A 19,543-nucleotide genomic window follows, 5' to 3' on the forward strand; every position below is an offset into this window, starting at 1 on the left:
CGGTCGCCGTGCTCGCGTTCGATGCCGAGAAATGTCATCTGTAAACCGATCTCAGAGGAGAGATCTGTGAACATCTGGTTACGTCGTTCCCTTCAGGGCCTTGTGCTGACCGGTGGATTCGTCGTCATGGGCGCCACCGCCGCACACGCTTCCGACACCCTCGGCAAGTCCGCCCCGGCGCTGGGCATAACGTCCGCGACCCACGCTCTGTCCGGCGGGACCACCGGGGTCGCCCCGGTGAACCTGCCGGTTTCCGGCCTGCAGAACGCGACCGCCGGCATCGGCAAGGCGCTGACCACCAAGGCGCACGCCCAGCCGCAGCGCAACGCGTCCAAGGCTGCCGGCAAGACCAGCGGCGCTGGCTCGCTGCTCGGCGGCAACCTCGTACAGGCTCCGGTGAACGCCCCGGTCGCCGTCGCCAACAACGCGATCGCGGTGCTGGGCCTCGCGCACTCCGCGGGTGACACCCACGGTGCCGCCGGCAGCTCCGCGGCCGCCGCGCAGACCAACGGCAGCCACTCGATCCTGGGTGGAAACATCGTCCAGGCGCCGATCAACGCGCCCATCACGGTCAGCCACAACGCGGTGGCGGTGGCTGGGATCGCGCTCGCCGGCAACGGTGGCGGCGCGAACGGTGGCGGTGCTCCGGCCGCGGCCGCGCAGACCGATGGCGCGGGCTCGGTGGGCGGCGGCAACGTCGCGCAGGCGCCGATCAACGTGCCGATCACCATCACCGACAACGCGATCGGCGGCGACGCGTTCGCCGGTGGTCACGGTGCTCCGCACCCGCTGAACCAGCAGACCACCGCTGGCCACGGCACCGCCACTGGCTCGACCAACGGCAGCCACTCGGTCCTGGGCGGCAACCAGGTGCAGGCGCCGGTCAATGCGCCGGTCACCATCTGCGGCAACGCCATCGCGGTGCTTGGCGTGGCGGCGGCCGGCTGTGACGTGCCCGGCGGCTCCGGCGGTCCCACGGCGTCCGGCAAGACGAATGGCGCTGGCTCGATCGCCGGCGGGAACCAGGTGCAGGCTCCGGTCAACGCGCCGGTCACGGTCTGCGGGAACTCGATCGCGGTGCTGGGCCTCGCGGCGTCGGGCTGCGACGTGAAGGGCGGCGCGGGCAGTGGCCCGAGCGCGTCCGGCAAGACCAGCGGCGCCGGCTCGGTCGGTGGCGGGAACCAGGTGCAGGCCCCGGTCAACGCGCCGGTCACCGTCTGCGGCAACGCGGTCGCCGTGCTGGGCACCGCGTACGCGGGCTGCGAGGTCAGCGGTGGCTCCAGCGGTGGCGGCTCCGGCCCATGGGGTGGCAGCGGTTCCGCTCCCACTGCCAACGCGACCACCAACGGCGCCGGCTCGGTGCTCGGTGGCAACCAGGTGCAGGCTCCGGTGAACGCGCCGGTCACCGCCTGCGGCAACGCGGTCTCCGTACTGGGCCACGCTTTCGCCGGCTGTGAGGTCGGCGGTTCCACCGGTGGTACGTGGGGCGGTGGTTCCGGAAGCAAGACCAGCGGCGCCGGTTCGGTCGGTGGCGGCAACCAGGTGCAGGCTCCGGTCAACGCGCCAGTGAACGCCTGCGGCAACGCGGTCTCGGTCATCGGCAACGCGGCAGCCGGCTGTGAGGTCACCTCCGGCAAGCCGGGCATGGGTGGCAGCGGCAGCACCAGCGGTGGCAGTTCAGTCGGTGGCGGCAACCAGGTCAACGCCCCGGTCAACGCTCCGGTGTCGGTCTGCGGCAACGCGGTCGCGGCGCTGGGCAAGGCCGGTGCTGGCTGCGACATCACCACCGGCACGTCGGCTCCGGGCACCCCGGGCAACACCAGCGGTGGCAGTTCGGTCGGTGGCGGCAACCAGGTCAACGCGCCGGTCAATGCTCCGGTGTCGGTCTGCGGCAACGCGGTCGCGGCACTCGGTACGGCCGGTGCTGGCTGCGACGTCAAGCCCGGTACCCCCGCTCCCGGCACCCCCGGTGGCACTAATGGTGGCGGCTCGGCCGGTGGCGGCAACGAGGTCAACGCGCCGGTCAATGCTCCGGTGTCGGTCTGCGGCAGCGCGGTCGCGATCCTCGGCCGGGCCACCGCGTCCTGCGAGGTCCTCACCCCGGTCGGCCCGACCCCGCCCGGTGGCGGCACCAGCGGTGGTGGCGGCGTCATCACCATCCCGATCACCATCCCGGTGACCGGCTGCGGCAACGCGATCGCCATCCTCGGCGACGCGACCGCTGACTGCGGCGGCAACCCAGGCAACCCCGGAAACCCGGGCAACCCAGGGAACCCCGGCACCCCGGGCACTCCGGTTTCGCCGGTGGGCAACACCACCCCGGTCGAGGGCGCCAACGGTGCCACCCTGCCGGTGACCGGCACTCCGGTCGGCCTGCTGGCCGGCCTCGGTTCGCTGTTCGCACTGCTCGGCGGTGGCCTGCTGGCCGCTACCCGGCGTCGCCGGATGGCTCGCGCGTAACAAAGACCCAGGAGGGCAACGGCGCCCTACCTGAGAGATGAAACAGCAAAAACCCGGCGGCCTACTCCGCCGGGTTTTTGTTTGTCCGAGGGCCGGGCTATGAGGCCTGGCGGAGGGTGGCGGCGTGCCGAGCGCAGGTGCGGCAGCCGAGCCTGGGGCGCAGGCCGAGGCCGCCGCGCCGGCGGACCCGGACTCGGGCGCCGCAGACGGCGGTGTTGGTTTTGTCGGAGACCGGTACGGCGTGCAGCACGGCGCGCCCGTCGGCGTACCGCTCCAGACCGATCATGAATCCGGCTTCCGGGGCGGCCACCGGTACGATGTTCAACTGAGTGGTCATGCGAACAATCGTCGGCCGTCAACGTGTCAGCCCGGTTTCGCGACAGTCAATTCTTGTGGTGCGCGACCTGTTTCACAGCCCGTGTCGGCGCCAGGACCTGCGCGCACACCTCCCTCTCGCGAGCGGCCGTGAACGGGTCCCGGTACGCGGCGACCGCGGCCCGAGTGTCCTGCGCGACGAGGTCCGCGTTGATCGCGGCACCGGCGCTCAGGCCGGCCGCGGCCGAGACGATGACCTGGGCCATCAGGTTGGCGACGTTCCCGGCCACCCAGACACCGGGGACCGCGGTCGCACCGGTCGGGTCGGCGGCGATGGAGCTGCCCATCAGCAGCTCGGTGGGCTGCAGCCCCAACGAGGACAACACGCCGGCGCGGGCGGTGAAGCGTGGCGCGACCACGATGGCCTGTCGCCCGATGACCTCACCGGACCGCAGTCGTACGCCGGTCAGCTGGTCGGCAGCCACCTCCACCGCCGCGACCTCGCCTTCCACCAGCGCGATGCCGCGGGCGGCCAGCTCCTCGCGTTCGGCCGCACTGGGCGGCGCAGCAGTGTGCTGGAAGAGGATCACGTCATCGCTCCATTGCCGGAACAGCAACGCCTGGTGCACCGCGGCCGGACCGGTCGCCAGCACCCCGATCCGCTGGTCGCGGACCTCCCAGCCGTGGCAGTACGGGCAGTGCAGCACCTCGCGGCCCCAACGCTCGGCCAGCCCAGGCACCTCCGGCAGCTCGTCCACCAGGCCGGTGGTCACCAGCAGCCGGCGCGCTCGTACGACGGCACCGCCGGCCAGCGAGACCTCGAAACCGCCGGCTACCGCGATGGCATCGGTGGCCGTCTCGTTGATCACCTCGGCGCCGTAGCCGGTCACCTCGGTACGCCCAATCGCCAACAGCTCGGCTGGCGGGGTGCTCTCGCGGCCCAGGTAGTTGTGGATGTGCGCGGCCGGCGCGTTCCGCGGCTCGCCACCGTCGACCACCAGCACCGAGCGACGGGCTCGGGCCAGCGTCAGCGCACCGCTCAGGCCGGCCGCGCCGCCGCCAATGACTACTACGTCGTACGTCTTCGTCTCCATGCGCAGGACTATGCGTCGGACCCTGCCGACTTGACAAACATAGTTGCCAAAGTGGCAAATAGAGGCATGGAAGACGACGAACCAGCTTTGGACGGGGTCTTGCAGAGCGTTGGACCCCGGCTGCGGGCCTTACGCCAGCAGCGGGCGGTCACGTTGGCCCAGTTGTCGACGACCACCGGGATCTCGGTCAGCACGCTGTCCCGGTTGGAGTCCGGCCAGCGCCGGCCCACTTTGGAATTGTTGTTGCCGTTGGCCAGGGCCCATCAGGTGCCGCTGGACGAGCTGGTCGACGCGCCGCCCACCGGCGATCCGCGGATCCACTCCAGGCCGATCACCCGCCACGGCATGACGATCCTGCCGTTGACCAGGCGTCCGGGCGGTCTGCAGGCGTACAAGATGATCATCCCGCCGCAGCCACTGGAACCGACGCCCGAGCTGAAGGTCCACGAAGGCTACGAGTGGCTCTATATCCTCTCCGGCCGGTTGCGGCTGATGCTCGGCGAGCACGATCTAGTGCTCACTCCGGGCGAGGTGGTGGACTTCGACACGCACGTGCCGCACTGGTTCGGCAATCCCGGGCCGGAGCCGGCGGAGGTCCTGAGCCTGTTTGGGCCGCAGGGCGAGCGCCTGCACGTACGCGCGCGCTCGACCTCTTAACCGAATTTTGCCGCCCCCGAATTCGATGATCCGCTCGATGGCCGACAGTTCTTGGCCGCGAGGCAGGATGAAGGCGTGGCGCAGCATGTGATTGACAGTGATGGGCGGCCGTACGATCCGGAGAAGTTGCCGGCGAAGCCGGAGATCGACCTCGGCACCTTCTTCTCGGTTGACCTGCGGGTCGGGCGGGTGCTGGCGGTCGACGACTTTCCGAAGGCTCGCAAACCCGCCTGGCGATTGACCGTCGACTTCGGCCCGCACGTGGGTGTCCTGCGTACGAGTGCGCAGGTCACGAACTATTCGCGGGACGAACTGCTCGGCCGTGCGGTGGTCGGCGCGGTGAACCTGCCGGCCAAGCGGATCGGCGGCTTCGAAAGCGAGTTCCTGCTGATGGGCGGCCTCGCGCCGGACGGCACGGTCACCCTGCTGGAGCTGCCCGGTGACCTACCGCCCGGGAGTACGGTCGCCTGACTCCGCGCCGGGCCGATAGGGTGGTTTGCAGCCGCACCTGCGGGTCGTAGGGTATCCCCTGTGCCGCAGTTCCGGATCTCAGAAGTAGCCAGCCTGTTGGGTGTCAGCGATGACACCGTCCGCCGCTGGGCCGAAGCTGGCCGCTTCCCCACCAAGCGGGCCGAGAATGGCAGGTTGGTGGTGGACGGCCGAGACCTCGCCGCCTTCGCCCAGAAACACGCTCACAGCCCCGATGTGTCGCTCCCCGCGCGCAGCGCCCGCAACACCCTCACCGGCCTGGTGACCAGGGTGATCGTGGACGGCGTGATGGCTCAGGTGGACCTGCAGTGCGGCCCGTTCCGGGTGGTGTCGCTGATGTCCCGGGAGGCCGTCGAGGACCTGGGCCTGGAGCCGGGCGTGCTGGCGGTGGCATCGATCAAGGCGACCCAGGTGGTCGTCGAAATTCCGGACACATCAAGAGAGCTGGTGACATGAGGGTCAAGGGCCCCCTGGTCCGGCGGGCATCGGGCCTGCTGGCAACGGTCGCACTGGTCGCCGCGACGGCCGCTTGCGGTGGTGGCGGTACGACCGGCGCGAACCCGTCGGCGAGCACCCCGTCCACGCACAAGATCACGGTCTTCGCGGCCGCGTCGCTGACCGAGTCGTTCGGCACCATCGGCAAGAACTTCGAGAAGGCCAACCCGGGCGACCAGGTGACCTTCAACTTCGGCGCCTCCTCGACGCTGGCCACCCAGATCACCCAAGGTGCCCCGGCCGACGTGTTCGCGTCCGCCAGCAAGGCGACCATGGACACCGTGGTGAAGGCGAACGACAACGATGGTGCCTCGCAGCCGTTCCTGACCAACACGCTGGAAATCGTGGTGCCCAAGGGAAACCCGGCGCACATCACCGGCCTGAAGGACTTCGCGGACTCCACCAAGAAGACGGTGTTGTGCGCGGAGAGCGTGCCGTGTGGTGCGCTGGCGAAGCAGGTCTTCGACGCCGCGCATATCACGCCGAAGCCAGTCGACCGTGGCACCGACGTGAAGGCGGTGCTGCAGAAGGTCGCGCTGGGTGAGGCGGACGCGGCGATGGTCTATAAGACCGATGTGCTGTCCGGTGGTCCGAAGGTGGAAGGCATCACCTTCCCCGAGTCGGCCAGCAAGGTCACCACGTACCCGATCTGCTCCCTCAAGGCGTCAAAGGACGCCTCGACGGCGAAGGCCTTCGTGGCGTACGTGCTGTCGCCGGCCGGTCGGCAGGTGCTCGCCGCGGCCGGCTTTGGCGCGGCGTAAGAAGTCGCGAGCTGGCGGCGGCGCCCTGAGCGCCGCCGCCGCTCCACGTCTGCTGCTCATTCCGGCGATCGTGGCGATCGCCTTTCTGGTGTTCCCGCTGGTCGGCTTGGTCGTACGAGCGCCGTGGTCGCAGGCTCCGCGGTTGCTGGTCAACTCCGAGGTGCTGGCCGCGCTGCAGCTCTCCGTGGTGACCGCCACCCTTTCCACCGCCATCTGCATGGTGGTCGGCGTCCCGCTGGCGTGGTTGCTGGCGCGTCCCGGCTGGCCGGGCCGGAGCGTGCTGCGGGCGCTGGTCACGGTGCCGCTGGTGCTGCCGCCGGTGGTCGGTGGTGTCGCGTTGTTCACCGTTTTCGGTCGTACCGGCCTGCTGGGCCGTCCGCTTTACGACTGGACCGGCTTCTCGCTGCCCTTCACCTCCGCCGCTGTCGTGGTGGCGCAGTCGTTCGTCGCGCTGCCGTTCCTGGTGCTGTCGGTGGAAGGCGCGCTGCGAGCCGCCGACCGCCGCTACGAGGATGCCGCCGCGACCCTGGGCGCGAGTCCGTGGCGGGTGTTCGTACGCGTGACGTTGCCGCTGGTCGCACCCGGGATCGCGGCCGGCGCCGTACTGGCGTGGGCACGGGCGCTGGGCGAGTTCGGCGCCACCATCACCTTCGCCGGCAACCTCACCGGTACGACCCAGACGATGCCACTGGCCGTGTACGAGGAGCTGGAAACCAACCCGGACGCGGCCGTGCTGCTGTCGGTTGTCCTGCTCGCGGTGTCCATCCTGGTGTTGGGCCTGCTCCGGGAGCGGTGGGTGAGTCAGCTGTGACGCTCACCGCCGACATCGGAGTCGGCCGCGGCGACTTCCAGCTGCGGCTGGCCATCGAGGTCGCGGCCGGCGAAGTGGTCGCGCTGCTGGGGCCCAATGGCGCCGGTAAGTCGACGGGGCTGCGGGCGATCGCCGGCCTGCTCCGGTTGGATGCGGGCCAAGTGCGGCTCGATGGCGAGGTTCTCGAAGACGTCGACGCGGGCGTACGACTGCCGCCCCACCGCCGGCGGATCGGCGTGGTTTTCCAGGACTACCTGCTTTTTCCGCATCTGAGCGCGGTGGACAACGTGGCCTTCGGGCCGCGCAGCCAGGGCGTACCCAAGGCCGAGGCCCGCCGGGATGCGGCGCACTGGCTGGACCGGGTCGGTGTTGCTGCGTACGCGGCCGCCAAACCCCGGAGCCTGTCCGGCGGCCAGGCGCAGCGGGTCGCGTTGGCGCGAGCGCTGGCGACCCGGCCCGGGTTGTTGCTGCTGGACGAGCCGTTGTCGGCGCTCGACGCTCGTACGCGGGTGCAGGTGCGCGGGGAACTGCGTCGGCATCTGACCTCCTTCGACCAACCGGCAATCGTGGTCACCCACGACCCGCTGGACGCGATCGTGCTGGCCGACCGGCTGGTGGTGATCGAGGACGGCGCGGTCGTGCAGGTCGGCACGCCGGCCGACGTGTCCCGCCGTCCCCGTACCGACTACGTGGCCCGGCTGGTGGGCCTCAACCTTGTCCGCGGCCGGTCCAGTGGTGGCCGGATTCTGCTGCCCAGTGGCGCGGAGCTGGTGGCGCACTCGGCGATCGAGGCCGCTGAGGTCTTCGGCTGCTTCCGGCCGGCGGCGGTGGCGCTCTACCGCGAGCGGCCTGACGGCAGTCCGCGCAACGTCTGGCAGGCCACCGTGGTCGGTCTCGAACCGACTGCCGATGGAGTACGCGTGGAGCTGAGCGGCGACGTACCAGCCACCGCCGACGTGACCGCGGCTGCCATCGCCGAGCTGGACCTGTTGCCTGGCACGGTGGTGTGGGCGTCTGTCAAGGCTGCTGAAATCGAGATCTACCCGGCATAACGGTTGGTAAAGTTAGAGTAATGAAATGGCCTCGGCGCCCTAGCTGTGCGGCTGTGGACAGGCTGTGTGATGATCGCGGGCATGAAGCGAATGACACAGTGGGTGGGACGCCTCTCGGTGGCGTTGTCGGGGGCGATCGTGGCGCTGGTGCTGCCAACGGTGGCCTGGGCACACGCCACTCCCGGCGTGAGCGAGGCGGTGGCGGCCGGCGGCGTGCTGACGAAATACCGGAGTCGCAGCAGCGGCAGCGGCATCGGCCTGATCGGTGGCGGCGTGGTCTGCTGCCTCATCGTGGTCGTCGGCATCGTTTTCCTGGTCGTCTTCCTGATCCGCCGCAACTCGAACTAAAGCTGCACAATCGGATTCCGATTGTGCAGGTCTACATAGGGTGCGGCGCGAAACTGTCGTACCAACGTGAAATTTTGAGCCCCCGCCCTTCAAAGGGCGGGGGTGGGTACGTGGGTTTTAGACGTCACGTAAGTCACCGCGCGGGTAAGCGCGCGCTCTATGCGATAGCTGGAACCGCCCACGCTCAGCGGCGATGATCCCACCGCTTCCAGGTAAACCCTCACAACCACGTCTCGCGACCACGGTGGCGATGCGGCAGCCTCTCGCCGACGCCGCGAAGAGGCGGGGCCGTACGCTTCGAGTGATGAGCGAGCTGAGTCATGTGGACGCCAGCGGGGCGGCGCGGATGGTGGACGTGTCCGCGAAGGACGTCACCGTGCGCACCGCCACCGCGACCGGGGTGGTGCGTACGACCACCGCCGTGATCGAGCTGATCGCCGCAGGTCAGCTGCCCAAGGGCGACGCGCTGGCGACGGCCCGGATCGCCGGCATCATGGCTACCAAGCGCACCCCGGATTTGATCCCGCTGTGCCATCCAATCGCGATCCACGGCGTGAGCGTCGAGTTGACGCCGGCGGCGGCTGAGGTGGGGATCAGCGCGACCGTACGAACCGCCGATCGGACCGGTGTCGAGATGGAGGCGCTGACCGCGGTCACCGTGGCCGGGCTGGCGCTGATCGACATGATCAAGGCCGTCGATCCGGCGGCGACCATCGACGCGGTCCGGGTCGAGCTCAAGACCGGCGGCAAGACCGGTCAGTGGCGCCGGCCGGCGGACCGATGAGTTTCACCGCGCGGGTGGTCGTGGCGTCCAACCGGGCCGCCGCTGGCGTGTACGCCGACACTTCCGGTCCGTTGCTGGTCGAAGGCCTGCGCGAGCTTGGCGCCGAGGTCGGTGAGCCGGTGGTCGTGCCTGATGGTGAACCGGTCGCAAAGGCGCTCCGGGCCGCGATCGCCGACGGTGTGAACGTGGTGCTCACCTCCGGCGGCACCGGGTGTACGCCGACCGATTTCACCCCCGAGATGACCCGGCCGCTGCTGGACCGCGAGGTACCGGGCATCGCCGAGGCGCTCCGGCACCGTACGGCCGACCGGGTGCCGCACGCGATCCTGTCCCGTGGGGTGGCCGGCATCGCCGGTCGTACGCTGGTGGTCAATCTGGCCGGGTCGAAGGGCGCCGCGAAGGACGGGCTGGTGGTACTCGGACCGATCCTCGCGCACACCGTCGACCAGATCCATGGAGGCGATCACTGATGCCAGTGACCATCGCGGAGGTCTCTGACCAGCCGCTGGACGTGGCCGCGCACGAGGCGGCCGTTGGCGACTCGCAGGCTGGCGCGGTGGTGTCCTTCGTCGGTGTCGTACGAGATCACGACGGTGGCCGGTCGGTGGCCGAGCTGGAATACACCTGCCATCCCAGTGCCAGCGAGCTGCTGGCCGCGGTGGCCGGCCGGATCGCCGCCGAGCCGGCGGTGCTCGCGGTCGCCGTCAGTCACCGGGTGGGGTTGCTGAAGATCGGCGACGCGGCACTGGTGGCCGCGGTCGCGTGTGCCCACCGGGGCGACGCCTTCGCCGCCTGTGCCCGGCTGGTCGACGAGGTCAAGGCGCAGATCCCGGTCTGGAAGCGGCAGGTCTTCGCCGACGGCACCGAGGAATGGGTCAACTCGGCCTGATCTGAAAGTCCCTCTGACCAGATTGTGGCGCCCCCGAATTCCACGATCCGGGTGGCGTCCGACAGTTTGGGCGACCAGCGCGGGTCGGTGAGGCGTAAAGAACGGCACCCGCGTACGGCGGAGAAATCGAACGAATTGGTGACGTCCGCGGGCGTGTGCTGCCCGGAGTTGCTGGTGCCGGGCACGATGGAGGTCTGGGCACGTGGAGGTGTTCGCCTCGGCGTGCTGTCATGGAGTTGTACGCCAATCAATCGCCTAGATCGGTCGTGTTTCGGTGCCCACTCGTACGGACCCGCGGTCCAGTTCGGCGGATACGGGCGGTAAGCATCCCCAGAGCACTGACAAGCTGCCTCCGGCGCGGATCGGGCCGCGGCTGCGTCTGCTGCTGAAGATGGCGCTCGGTCTGCTGGCGGCCGGGGTGGCGCTCGGTGTCGGCGAGCTTGTGGCGGTGGTGACCGGGCCGACCTCCGCACCGCTGACGGCGGTGGGCCAGGGCTTCGTGCGGATCACTCCTGAGTGGCTGAAAGAGTTCGCCACCAGCACTTTCTACGTGTACGACAAGCTGGCACTGGAAGTCGGCATGGTCCTCGTGCTGGCGCTGTTCGCCGCCGCGGTCGGCGTGGTGGCGTATCGCTGGTTGACCGTCGGCATGATTGGCGTCGGTGTGTTCGGGCTGGTGGGCGTGGTGGCCGCGATGACCGCGCCGGATGCCTCCCAACTGGACATCGCGCCGTCCGCGATTGGCGCGGCGGCCGGTGCGATCGTGCTGCGGATGTTGGTTCCCCGGCTGGTGGAACTGGCCGAGCCGGAGTTCGACGTGGAGCAGGCCCGGACCAACGTCCGGATGATGCTGAAGATGCGGGACCGGCGGTTCGACGAGGACCGGCGGCGCTTCCTCTACGCGGCCGGCGCCTCGCTGGGCGTCGCCGTGGTCGGCGGCGGGCTCGGTGGCGTCCTGCTGAACACCCGCGGCGATGTGTCCAAGGACATCGCCACCCTGAAGCTGCCGATGCCGGCGAGTAAGGCTCCGCGGCTGCCCGACGGGGTCGACCTGAACATCCCCGGCCTCGCGTCTTTCACCACCCCGAACCCCTCTTTCTATCGGATCGACACCGCCTTGGTGACGCCTCGCGTCGATCCAGCCACCTGGGAGCTGCGGATCCACGGGATGGTGGACCGAGAGCTGAAGATCAGCTTCGCCGAGCTGCTGAAACGGCCGATGATCGAGCGCGACATCACCCTGACGTGCGTGTCCAACGAGGTCGGCGGGAATCTGATCGGCGAGGCAAAATGGCTCGGCGCACCGCTGGCCGACCTCCTCAAGGAGGCCGGTGTCCATCCCGGTGCCGACCAGGTGTTCACCACCTCGGCCGACGGCTGGACCTGCGGCACCCCGCTGGAAGCCGTGATGACCACGCCGAACGCGATGCTCGCGGTCGGCATGAACGGCGATCCGCTGCCGGTCGCGCACGGCTTCCCGGTCCGGATGATCGTGCCGGGTTTGTACGGCTACGTGTCCGGCACCAAGTGGATCGTGGACATGGAGCTGACCACCTTCGCCGCTGGGCCGCAGGCGTACTGGATCCAGCGCGAATGGGCGCCGGCCGCGCCGATCAAGACCATGTGCCGGATCGACGTGCCACCGGCGAACGACGAGTTGCAGCTGGGTCAGTCAGTGAAGGTCGCCGGGGTGGCCTGGGCGCAGAACCGCGGCATCTCCATGGTCGAGGTGCGGCTCGGCGAGCAGGGCGAGTGGCAGCCGGCCCGGCTCGCGCCGGTGCCGAACAACCAGACCTGGCGGCAGTGGGTGTGGGACTGGACGCCCGGCGCGCGTGGGCAGCAGACGCTGTGGGCGCGGGCCACCGACGCGACCGGCGAGGTGCAGACCATCCAGATCGCCGACTCCTTCCCCGGCGGCGCCACCGGCCTGCCGAGCCTTCAGGTGTTGGTCAGGTAGCCACTGGCTCGGCCGGAGCCACCGGCCGGCCGGCGTGCGAGCCCGGATGGTCACAGATCTCCTGGGCAGTGGCCACCAGCGACCGAGCCGCCCGCTGCGAGATATGCAGGGCGCCCTGGACGTCGAGGGCACATCGCTGCTGGGCCTCCACCTGACTGGCGCCGGCCGACAGAGCCCGCCGCAGCTGCTCGGCGATGACGGCCAGCTGGCAGGCCTCGATCCGGGCGATGGACCACTCGTACGACCAGCAGAGGTCGACCAGCTGCCGATAGGTCAGCTGGGTCGGATCGGCGCCGAACGCGATGCCGGTGTCAGCCGCCAGCAGCCGCTCAACGCTGGCCGCCACCTTGGAATCGTCCCGGGACTGGAGTGCGTCAAGTTCTTCTTCGAACATGTGTTCGATATTACTTCACCCGAGGGTCCGATGGAAGAGCGGGTCGGGGTGAAATGTGACTAACCGTACGGGCTGAATCACGGCGCGTCCATGGTCGTGATCCGCCGGGTGTTGGCCACCAGGATGTCGGTCGTACGCCGAATCCAGTCGGCGATCGCGAGCACCTCGTCCTGGTTGTATTTCGACCCGAGCTCAGTCATGTCTTCGATGAACGGCCCGAACGCGGTGGCCATCAGTGCGGCGTTTCGCTCGTTCGGCACCAATTTCACGACGACCTTGCGGCGGTCGTGCGGATCGCGCTCGCGTACGACGTGACCGGCCTTTTCCAGTCGATCCACCAATCCGGTGACAGCGCCGGTGGTCAGGCCGGTGTGTTCCCCGATCGCGCCGGCGGTCACCGGGCCCAGTCGGCGGAGGGTGTCGAGGCATTTGCGCTCGACCGGGCTGAGCCCGAGCAGTTTGCCGACGGCCTCGTGGAACACCACCATCGCGGTCGCGAACTCGGCGCCCACCATCGCGCCAGCGTCACGCTGTTCGGGAGTCACTTGCGCCATGAGCACAACATACCTTACTCTCCCATTATCTTGGTAGCTAAGAAGTTAATTGGCTAAGGTAACTGGAAGGGGCTGAGATGCGAGTGGTCGTGGTGGGAGCCGGCCTTGGCGGGCTTTGTGTGGCCAACGGTCTGCGAAAGGCCGGCGTGGACGTCGAGGTGCTGGAGGCACAGGACGGGATACACGACTTCGGCCAGGGATACCGGATCAACGTCAACGAGACCGGGCACGACGGGCTGCGGGCCTGCCTGTCGAGCGAACGCTTCGACGCGTACGAGCAGTCGCTGCACCGGCAGAGCGACCCGGCGGTCTACCTCTACACCCCCGCATTGGACCTGCTGGCTCGGCACGACGCGCCAGGAGCGCCGGGCGCGATCGACCGCGGCACGGTCCGGCGGGTGCTCGCCCAGGGTGTCGCGGACCGGATCCGGTTCGGTCGGCCGGTCACGTCGATCGCGGATGTCGGTACGGCCGACCTGATCATCGCGGCCGACGGCGTCAGTTCGGCGGTGCGGCGGGAATTGCTGCCCGGCCGTGACCCGCTGCCGCTGGGCATTTCGGCGATCTTCGGGCGTGCTCCCCTGACCGCCGCGAACCGGCCATGGGCGGCCCCGGCGATCCTGCACGGCAGATTCTGCGGAGTCGTCGAGGGCTCCACAGTGCTGGCCCTTTGCGCGTACGACCCGCCCACCGCTTCCCAGCCGTACGTCATGTGGGTGCTGATGGGCCGGTCGGACGACTTTCCGCCGGGTGGCTCGTCCCCGGCTGAGCTGGTCCGATTCGCTCAGGAGCAGACGGCCGGTTGGGACCCTCGTACGACCACGGTGCTACCGGAAGCGATCGTGGCGGATACCTTCCTGACCCCGCTGCGCGCGATGCCGGAGATCCCCGAAATCCCGGCGCACGCCGGCGTGCCGGTCGCGTTCCTTGGCGATGCCATCCACGCGATGTCGCCGGCTCACGGCGAGGGCGCCAACACCGCGTTCGGCGACGCGGCCCTGCTGGTTTCCCACGTACTGAATGACAACACCGTCACCGATGCGGTGGCCGGCTATCACGCGGACATGCGCGTCACCGCTGGCGAAGCGATCCTGCGGTCGGCGAGCTACGGCGCTCCGGAGGCCTCAAATGCCTGACATCAGCACTGGCCGCAAGGTCCTCTACTTCGCGATCCTGATCGTGAACGCGGCGATCGACCTGCTCCTACCGACCCTGGTCCTGGTGGTCCTCGCGCCGCTCGGCGTGCCCGCCGCGGTAGCGCTGACGATCGGTGGCACCCTGCTGACCGGCAAGGCGATCGGCGGCCGGATCGAGACCGGCGAGTTCCGCTGGAGGCTGGCCGTGATCGCGGCCGGCGTGGCGACCGCGACCATCGTCGGCTGCTATCTCGCCGGTTTCGGCAACGTCCCGAGCATGGTTGCGGGCGCGGTTGTCTCTGGAGTGATCGTCATCGGCGACCTGGTGGTGACGCGCGTACGACACAAGACCGCGAGCAGGCTGGACGGCTTCGCGGTGGGCGTGCTGCTGGAGGTCGCTGCCAGCGTGGTGCTGACCTCAGTCAGTGGCGACGCGCGGTTCGTGCTGGCCCGGCCGGCGATCTACATCGCCATCGCGGGAGCTGTCATCCTCGCGACCACCTGGGCGCAGCGGCCGATCATGCGTACGGCCCTCAAACCGGTTGCTTCCCAAGGCGATCCGATCCGTGCCGAGGCCTTCGAACTGGCCTGGCAGCACTCGCGGCAGTTCCGCGGGCTGTATCGGGCGATGACCGCCAGCCTGGGCCTGGTCTTCCTGGTCGACGCGGTGTTGCAGGTGGTGATCATCTACAGCCGGCCGGCCAGCGCGGTCGTGCAGTCGTCCTTCACTTCCCAGGTTCCACTGTTCGTCCTGGTCGCGCTGTGGTTCGTCGTCGGCCGCTTCCTGATCGTCCCGCGCACCCTGCGGCTGTTGGAGGCGGAGCTGCCGAACGTGCCCGAGGCACCGCCCGTACAGCTTCCCGGCACCAGTAGCCCGCTGGCTGGTCATTAGGCTGTCAGCGTGGCCTACGACCACGCTTCACGGTGAAAGGGACTCCGGTGACCGCTCCAGCGTTGACCATCCAAGAGCTGACCGCCCAGCGTGACCGCGCTCGCGAGGATTTCGCGGCCCTGGTGGGCCGTGGTCTGAAGCTGGATCTCACCCGGGGCAAGCCGTCGCCACGCCAGCTGGACCTCGCCAACGAGCTGCTGGACGTACGAGCGCCGGTGGTGTCGGCCGACGGCACGGATCTGCGCAACTACGGCGGGTTGAACGGTCTGGCCGAGCTGCGGGCGATCTTCAGCCAAGCCCTGCAGGTGCCGGTCGAGCAGCTGCTGGCGGCCGGCAACTCCAGCCTGGAGCTGATGCATGACGCGGTTGTGTTCGCGCAGCTCAGCGTGCTTCCGGGTGGCGAGCGTCGATGGGCTGACGAGCCGGAAATCGCGTTCCTGTGCCCGGTTCCGGGCTACGACCGGCACTTCGGGATCTGCGAGCGCTACGGCATCACGATGATCCCGGTGCCGATGACCGAGACCGGTCCGGACATGGACGTGGTCGAGCGGCTGGCCGCCGACGACGCCCGGATCAAGGGCATCTGGTGCGTGCCCAAATACAGCAACCCGGACGGCACCGTCTACTCCGCCGAGACGGTCCGCCGGCTCGCCGCGATGCCCACCGCGGCCCCGGATTTCCGCATCTTCTGGGACAACGCGTACGCGGTGCACCACCTCACCGACAAACCTGCCGAGATCGCCGACCTGCTCGCCTCGTGCGCCCAGAGTGGCAACCCGGACCGGGCGTTCGTCTTCGGCTCCACCTCGAAGATCACCTTCGCCGGCAGCGGTGTTGGTTTCTTCGGGGCCTCCGCCGCCAACGTCAAGTGGTGGCTGAGCCACACCGTCAAGCGCAGCATCGGCCCGGACAAGATCAACCAGCTCCGGCACGTACGGTTCCTGAAAGACGCGGACGGGCTCCGCGAGCACATGCGCCAGCACGCGGCTCTGATCCGGCCGAAGTTCGACGCGGTGGACAAGATCTTGTCCACCGAGCTGAGCGGCACTGGCCTCGCGTCGTGGACCAGCCCGGCCGGCGGCTACTTCATCCTTCTGCGGGTGCCGGCTGGGTGCGCTGCCGCGGTGGTCGCGAAGGCGAAGGAAGCCGGCATCGCGCTCACTCCGGCTGGCGCGACGCACCCGCACGGCGACGACCCGCAGGACCAGCTGATCCGGATCGCGCCGACCTTCCCGGAGCTGGCCGAGGTCGAGGCGGCGATCGACGCGCTGGCCACCTGCGTACGACTGGTCGGCACCGAGAAGCTTCTCGCTGACCGGCAGTAGCTATTCAGACGGGCGGCTGCGCAGCCAGCGGCCGAAATGCGGGACGGTGAAGGCGATGCTGCCCCGCTCCGCGGAGTAGATCAGCCCTTTCTTGATCAGCCCGTCGCGGGCCGGGGACAGGCTGGAAGGCTTACGTCCCAACGAAGTCGCGAGGTCCGCGGTCGGGACGGCCTCGCCGGCCGTGTGCTCCCCCACGGTCGCCATCGTCCGCAGGTATTCCCGCTCGGCCGGGGTGGCCCGCTCGTACCGGGAGCCGAAGAACCCGACCGCGAGTTCGGCGTCGGCTTCCGGTGCCGCCACCGACACGTCCTCAGCCGTGATCGGTGAGGCCGGCGCGTGGTCCCAGGCCGCTTTCCCGTACGCCTGCACGAAATATGGATAGCCGCCGGAAATCTCGTGCATCGCGTCCAAGGCTTCGTCGGTCCAGCTGGCGTCCTCGCGCTTGGCCGGCGCGATCAGCGCATGGTCGGCGGCCGTACGATCCAGCCGGTCGATCCGGACGTACCGAAAGAGTCGCTCGGAATAGGACTTGGACGCGGACAACACGCTTGGCAGGTGCGGCAGCCCGGCGCCGACGACGACCAAAGGCGCGCCGTTCTGGGAAAGTTCGTGGCAGGCCGCGCACAGTGCCGAAACATCTACTGTGGACAGATCCTGCATTTCGTCGATGAACAACGCGACGCCCGCGCCAACGTCGGCGGCCAACGCGCCGGCGTCGGTGAACAACTCCAACAGGTCGATTTCCATGTCACCGGAGTCGGCCCGGCCGACCGCGGCCGGCACGTCGATGCCGGGCTGCCAGCGGTCCCGGATCTTCGCGTCCGCCGGGTTGGAACGCAACGCGAAAGCCTTGAGTACGGCCAGAAACTCCTCGACCCGCTCGGGTGCGCGATGGCGAGGTGCCAGCTCGCGGGCGGCCGCGTGCAGCGCGGCGGACAGCGGCCGGCGCAGCGACACCTCTGGCCGGGCCTCCAGCTTGCCGGTCCCCCACCGGCGATCCAGCGCGGCCGAGCGGAGGGCGTTGAGCAGCACGGTCTTGCCGACGCCACGCAGCCCGGTCAGCACCAGGCTGCGCTCGGGCCGGCGGCGCTCGACCCGTTCCAGGACCACGCCGAACTGGTCCAGCTCGCGGTCTCGGCCAGCCAGCTCCGGTGGCCGCTGGCCGGCCCCGGGCGCGTACGGATTGCGGATGGGGTCCATCTCTCGCACCGTATCGGCCCCTCTAGGGGATTCCCTAGAAATCGCTAGAGGCCACTATCGGCGTGTCGCGCCGATCAGTGGTCGTTGGCCTCCACACACAGGACGTACTTGACTGGTACGTCGTCGGAGCTGGCGTAGCTGCCGAAGCCATTGGCGGATTTGCATGGCGTCGAGTCCGTAGTGCCGTCGAGGCGCTGGATGACCCGCCAGGAGTTCGGCTCGCTGCACTGCACCGGCGCGCCTTCCTGGTATTCGGGCTGGCTTTCCACGTCCGAACCGAACTTCATGCACTGCCCGACCTTGAGGTCGCGGATGCTGACCGGGACGGACGAGTTGGCGGCCGAGCCGGTCGGCCTGCCGCTGGGCATCTGCCGGGACGTGTTGCCGCCGCTCCCGCCGCTGGTGGAGCGGTTGTTCGATCCGGTCGCGAAATACGTGATGCCGGCGCCGACTCCGCCGCCGCAGAGCAGCAGCAGGATGCCGCCGATGATGATGCCGGCGATGGCGCCCCCGCCCATCCCGCGCCGCGGCGGTGGCTGCGGCGGTCCGCCGTACGGTTCCCCAAAGCCCATCTGAAACCCCCTTGACTTTTGTCACATTTGTGCTGGTCACAGCACTGCTGCACGATACCGCCGGTGGAATCCGGTGGCGAACCAAGGTGTCGTGGGACGTCTAGGGAAGTATTGGGTATTCCCTAGAAGACCTTAGATGGCGGTATCGCCGACGCTGTTGGCGTTGAGGTTTCCGGCTGGCCACGCGAGGATCGGGAGGTGCTCTGCCGACAACTTCAGATCGGAGTGCTCAGGTGGCGAGAGAACATGGCTATGCGATCGAGCTGATCTGGACCGGCAACCGTGGCGAGGGAACCACCGGCTATCGGCGCTATGGCCGGGAGAACGAGGTCTGGGCGTCCGCGCCGCTGCCCATCGAAGGCTCCGCTGACCCGGTCTTTCGTGGCGATCGTGACCGGTGGAATCCCGAGCAGCTGCTGGTGGCCGCGCTCTCGGAATGTCACATGCTCAGCTATCTGGCCGAATGCTCACGGGCCGCGGTGGTGGTCAGCTCGTACGAGGACAGTGCCAGCGGCATCATGCGAATGGACGGCAAGGGCAGCGCGGCCTTCACCGAAGTTCTCCTGCGGCCACGGGTCATGGTGACCCAGGAGAGCATGCTGGGCAAGGCCACCGAGCTGCACGACGCCGCCCATCGGCTGTGTTTCATCGCCAACTCGGTGAACTTCCCGGTCCGGCACCAGGCGACTGTCACCCTGGAATGCCGCTGATTTACGACTGGTTCTTCAGGCAGAGCACGTAGCTGTTGGCCCGTACGCGATCGGAGTGGGTGAAGGCGAGGTTGAATTTCTTCCCGCTGCTCCGGCACACATTGCTGTTGGTGGTCGCGTCGAACCGGGCCACCACCAGCAAGGTCTGCGGCTGGGTGCAGTCGGCCGGCAGCGCGGACGGCCGCCCGTCGATGCTCCGGGCCTGGCGTACGCACTGGCCGACCTGAATGTTCTGGCTGGCCGGCGTGCCGCCGCCGGGCACCGCGCCCGACGGCGACGATCCGGCACTGGGCTCGGCAGTGGGCTGGGCGGACCCGGAAGCCTTCGCCGAGGGCGGGCCGGCCGCTGTCGCACTCGTCTTGCCCTGGTTGTTGAAGTAGTAGATGCCACCGACCACACCACCGGCGACCAGCAGGAGCAACACCACGGCGCCAATCACGATCCCGGTGATCGCGCCACCGGACATCTTCTTCTTCGGCGGTTCCGGCGGTGGGAAGAGCCCTCCGCCGTACGGGTAGCCGGGCGGTGGGCCGTACGGGTTTCCCCCTGGCGGGCCGCTGGCCGGCAACGCGTACGGATTGGGATTGCTATTGGCATCTGGTGGGCCACTGGCTGGCCCGCCGTACTGGCTCATCGTTGAACCTCCGC

23 protein-coding genes are annotated in these 19,543 nt (G+C 69.0%); 16 read left to right on the forward strand and 7 right to left on the reverse strand.

The features are described from left to right. Positions 1–66 precede the first annotated feature (66 nt). The gene (locus ABD301_RS14705; protein WP_344310698.1) at positions 67–2,460 is read left to right on the forward strand and encodes a chaplin family protein; all 2,394 of its coding nucleotides are present in this window, start codon (positions 67–69) and stop codon (positions 2,458–2,460) included. Positions 2,461–2,557: 97 nt separating this feature from the next. Here the strand turns inward: ABD301_RS14705 and ABD301_RS14710 are convergent, their stop codons facing one another. Then, on the reverse strand, positions 2,558–2,797 hold the full coding sequence (locus tag ABD301_RS14710) for a hypothetical protein (RefSeq protein WP_163567855.1): 240 nt from the start codon (positions 2,795–2,797) through the stop codon (positions 2,558–2,560). A 46-nt stretch (positions 2,798–2,843) separates the two neighbouring features. Continuing rightward, on the reverse strand, positions 2,844–3,869 hold the full coding sequence (locus tag ABD301_RS14715) for an NAD(P)/FAD-dependent oxidoreductase (protein ID WP_344310701.1): 1,026 nt from the start codon (positions 3,867–3,869) through the stop codon (positions 2,844–2,846). A 66-nt stretch (positions 3,870–3,935) separates the two neighbouring features. Between ABD301_RS14715 and ABD301_RS14720 the strand changes: the two genes are divergently transcribed. The 11 genes from ABD301_RS14720 (at position 3,936) to ABD301_RS14770 (ending at position 12,112) form a co-directional block, all read left to right on the forward strand. Next, positions 3,936–4,526 carry a helix-turn-helix domain-containing protein gene (locus ABD301_RS14720; RefSeq protein ID WP_344310703.1) on the forward strand — a complete coding sequence of 197 codons (591 nt, stop codon included), beginning with the start codon at positions 3,936–3,938 and terminating at the stop codon, positions 4,524–4,526. A 75-nt stretch (positions 4,527–4,601) separates the two neighbouring features. Next, complete coding sequence (locus tag ABD301_RS14725; protein ID WP_163567853.1) at positions 4,602–4,997, forward strand: tRNA-binding protein; 396 nt, start codon at positions 4,602–4,604, stop codon at positions 4,995–4,997. A gap of 60 nt (positions 4,998–5,057) precedes the next feature. After that, positions 5,058–5,471: a TOBE domain-containing protein gene (locus ABD301_RS14730; protein WP_344310705.1), complete on the forward strand. Its 414-nt coding sequence runs from the start codon at positions 5,058–5,060 to the stop codon at positions 5,469–5,471. Beyond that, on the forward strand, positions 5,468–6,271 hold the full coding sequence (gene modA / locus ABD301_RS14735; RefSeq protein ID WP_163567851.1) for a molybdate ABC transporter substrate-binding protein: 804 nt from the start codon (positions 5,468–5,470) through the stop codon (positions 6,269–6,271). Before ABD301_RS14730 ends, modA begins: the two co-directional genes overlap by 4 nt. Continuing rightward, a complete protein-coding gene (locus tag ABD301_RS14740) occupies positions 6,258–7,082 on the forward strand; it encodes an ABC transporter permease (RefSeq protein ID WP_425551940.1) in 825 nt (274 codons plus the stop codon). Before modA ends, ABD301_RS14740 begins: the two co-directional genes overlap by 14 nt. After that, the gene (locus ABD301_RS14745; protein ID WP_344310707.1) at positions 7,064–8,134 is read left to right on the forward strand and encodes an ABC transporter ATP-binding protein; all 1,071 of its coding nucleotides are present in this window, start codon (positions 7,064–7,066) and stop codon (positions 8,132–8,134) included. The genes ABD301_RS14740 and ABD301_RS14745 overlap by 19 nt, the downstream gene beginning before the upstream one ends. Before the next feature lie 81 nt (positions 8,135–8,215). Next, positions 8,216–8,482, forward strand: coding sequence for a hypothetical protein (locus tag ABD301_RS14750; RefSeq protein WP_344310709.1), 267 nt, complete (start codon positions 8,216–8,218; stop codon positions 8,480–8,482). A 304-nt stretch (positions 8,483–8,786) separates the two neighbouring features. Next, a complete protein-coding gene (gene moaC, locus ABD301_RS14755) occupies positions 8,787–9,266 on the forward strand; it encodes a cyclic pyranopterin monophosphate synthase MoaC (protein ID WP_163567849.1) in 480 nt (159 codons plus the stop codon). Further along, on the forward strand, positions 9,263–9,736 hold the full coding sequence (locus tag ABD301_RS14760; RefSeq protein WP_163567848.1) for a MogA/MoaB family molybdenum cofactor biosynthesis protein: 474 nt from the start codon (positions 9,263–9,265) through the stop codon (positions 9,734–9,736). Before moaC ends, ABD301_RS14760 begins: the two co-directional genes overlap by 4 nt. Next, the gene (locus ABD301_RS14765; RefSeq protein ID WP_163567847.1) at positions 9,736–10,155 is read left to right on the forward strand and encodes a molybdenum cofactor biosynthesis protein MoaE; all 420 of its coding nucleotides are present in this window, start codon (positions 9,736–9,738) and stop codon (positions 10,153–10,155) included. The genes ABD301_RS14760 and ABD301_RS14765 overlap by 1 nt, the downstream gene beginning before the upstream one ends. 274 nt (positions 10,156–10,429) lie before the next feature. Continuing rightward, the gene (locus ABD301_RS14770) at positions 10,430–12,112 is read left to right on the forward strand and encodes a molybdopterin-dependent oxidoreductase (protein ID WP_344310712.1); all 1,683 of its coding nucleotides are present in this window, start codon (positions 10,430–10,432) and stop codon (positions 12,110–12,112) included. Here the strand turns inward: ABD301_RS14770 and ABD301_RS14775 are convergent. Further along, positions 12,105–12,506 (reverse strand): hypothetical protein, encoded by a 402-nt coding sequence (locus tag ABD301_RS14775; protein ID WP_344310714.1) that lies wholly within the window; start codon positions 12,504–12,506, stop codon positions 12,105–12,107. The two genes, ABD301_RS14770 and ABD301_RS14775, sit on opposite strands and share 8 nt — an antisense overlap. 77 nt (positions 12,507–12,583) lie before the next feature. Next, positions 12,584–13,060, reverse strand: a complete 477-nt coding sequence (locus tag ABD301_RS14780) for a MarR family winged helix-turn-helix transcriptional regulator (RefSeq protein WP_163567845.1) — start codon at positions 13,058–13,060, stop codon at positions 12,584–12,586. Positions 13,061–13,137: 77 nt separating this feature from the next. Between ABD301_RS14780 and ABD301_RS14785 the strand changes: the two genes are divergently transcribed. The 3 genes from ABD301_RS14785 to ABD301_RS14795 are packed head-to-tail and all read left to right on the forward strand — an operon-like array spanning position 13,138 to position 16,413. Continuing rightward, a complete protein-coding gene (locus tag ABD301_RS14785) occupies positions 13,138–14,196 on the forward strand; it encodes an FAD-dependent oxidoreductase (protein WP_344310716.1) in 1,059 nt (352 codons plus the stop codon). Further along, positions 14,189–15,088 carry a VC0807 family protein gene (locus ABD301_RS14790; RefSeq protein ID WP_163567841.1) on the forward strand — a complete coding sequence of 300 codons (900 nt, stop codon included), beginning with the start codon at positions 14,189–14,191 and terminating at the stop codon, positions 15,086–15,088. The genes ABD301_RS14785 and ABD301_RS14790 overlap by 8 nt, the downstream gene beginning before the upstream one ends. 47 nt (positions 15,089–15,135) lie before the next feature. Beyond that, positions 15,136–16,413, forward strand: coding sequence for an aspartate aminotransferase type Ic (locus tag ABD301_RS14795; RefSeq protein WP_344310718.1), 1,278 nt, complete (start codon positions 15,136–15,138; stop codon positions 16,411–16,413). Here the strand turns inward: ABD301_RS14795 and ABD301_RS14800 are convergent, their stop codons facing one another. Beyond that, complete coding sequence (locus tag ABD301_RS14800; RefSeq protein ID WP_344310720.1) at positions 16,414–17,613, reverse strand: AAA family ATPase; 1,200 nt, start codon at positions 17,611–17,613, stop codon at positions 16,414–16,416. It abuts the gene before it with no gap. A 74-nt stretch (positions 17,614–17,687) separates the two neighbouring features. Beyond that, the gene (locus ABD301_RS14805) at positions 17,688–18,185 is read right to left on the reverse strand and encodes an LppU/SCO3897 family protein (RefSeq protein ID WP_344310723.1); all 498 of its coding nucleotides are present in this window, start codon (positions 18,183–18,185) and stop codon (positions 17,688–17,690) included. A gap of 233 nt (positions 18,186–18,418) precedes the next feature. Between ABD301_RS14805 and ABD301_RS14810 the strand changes: the two genes are divergently transcribed. Next, on the forward strand, positions 18,419–18,895 hold the full coding sequence (locus ABD301_RS14810) for an OsmC family protein (protein WP_163567837.1): 477 nt from the start codon (positions 18,419–18,421) through the stop codon (positions 18,893–18,895). A gap of 1 nt (position 18,896) precedes the next feature. Here the strand turns inward: ABD301_RS14810 and ABD301_RS14815 are convergent, their stop codons facing one another. After that, positions 18,897–19,529 carry an LppU/SCO3897 family protein gene (locus ABD301_RS14815; RefSeq protein WP_163567836.1) on the reverse strand — a complete coding sequence of 211 codons (633 nt, stop codon included), beginning with the start codon at positions 19,527–19,529 and terminating at the stop codon, positions 18,897–18,899. Positions 19,530–19,543: the final 14 nt, after the last annotated feature.

Source organism: Fodinicola feengrottensis, assembly GCF_039530045.1.
Classification (GTDB): Bacteria; Actinomycetota; Actinomycetes; order Mycobacteriales; family HKI-0501; genus Fodinicola; species Fodinicola feengrottensis.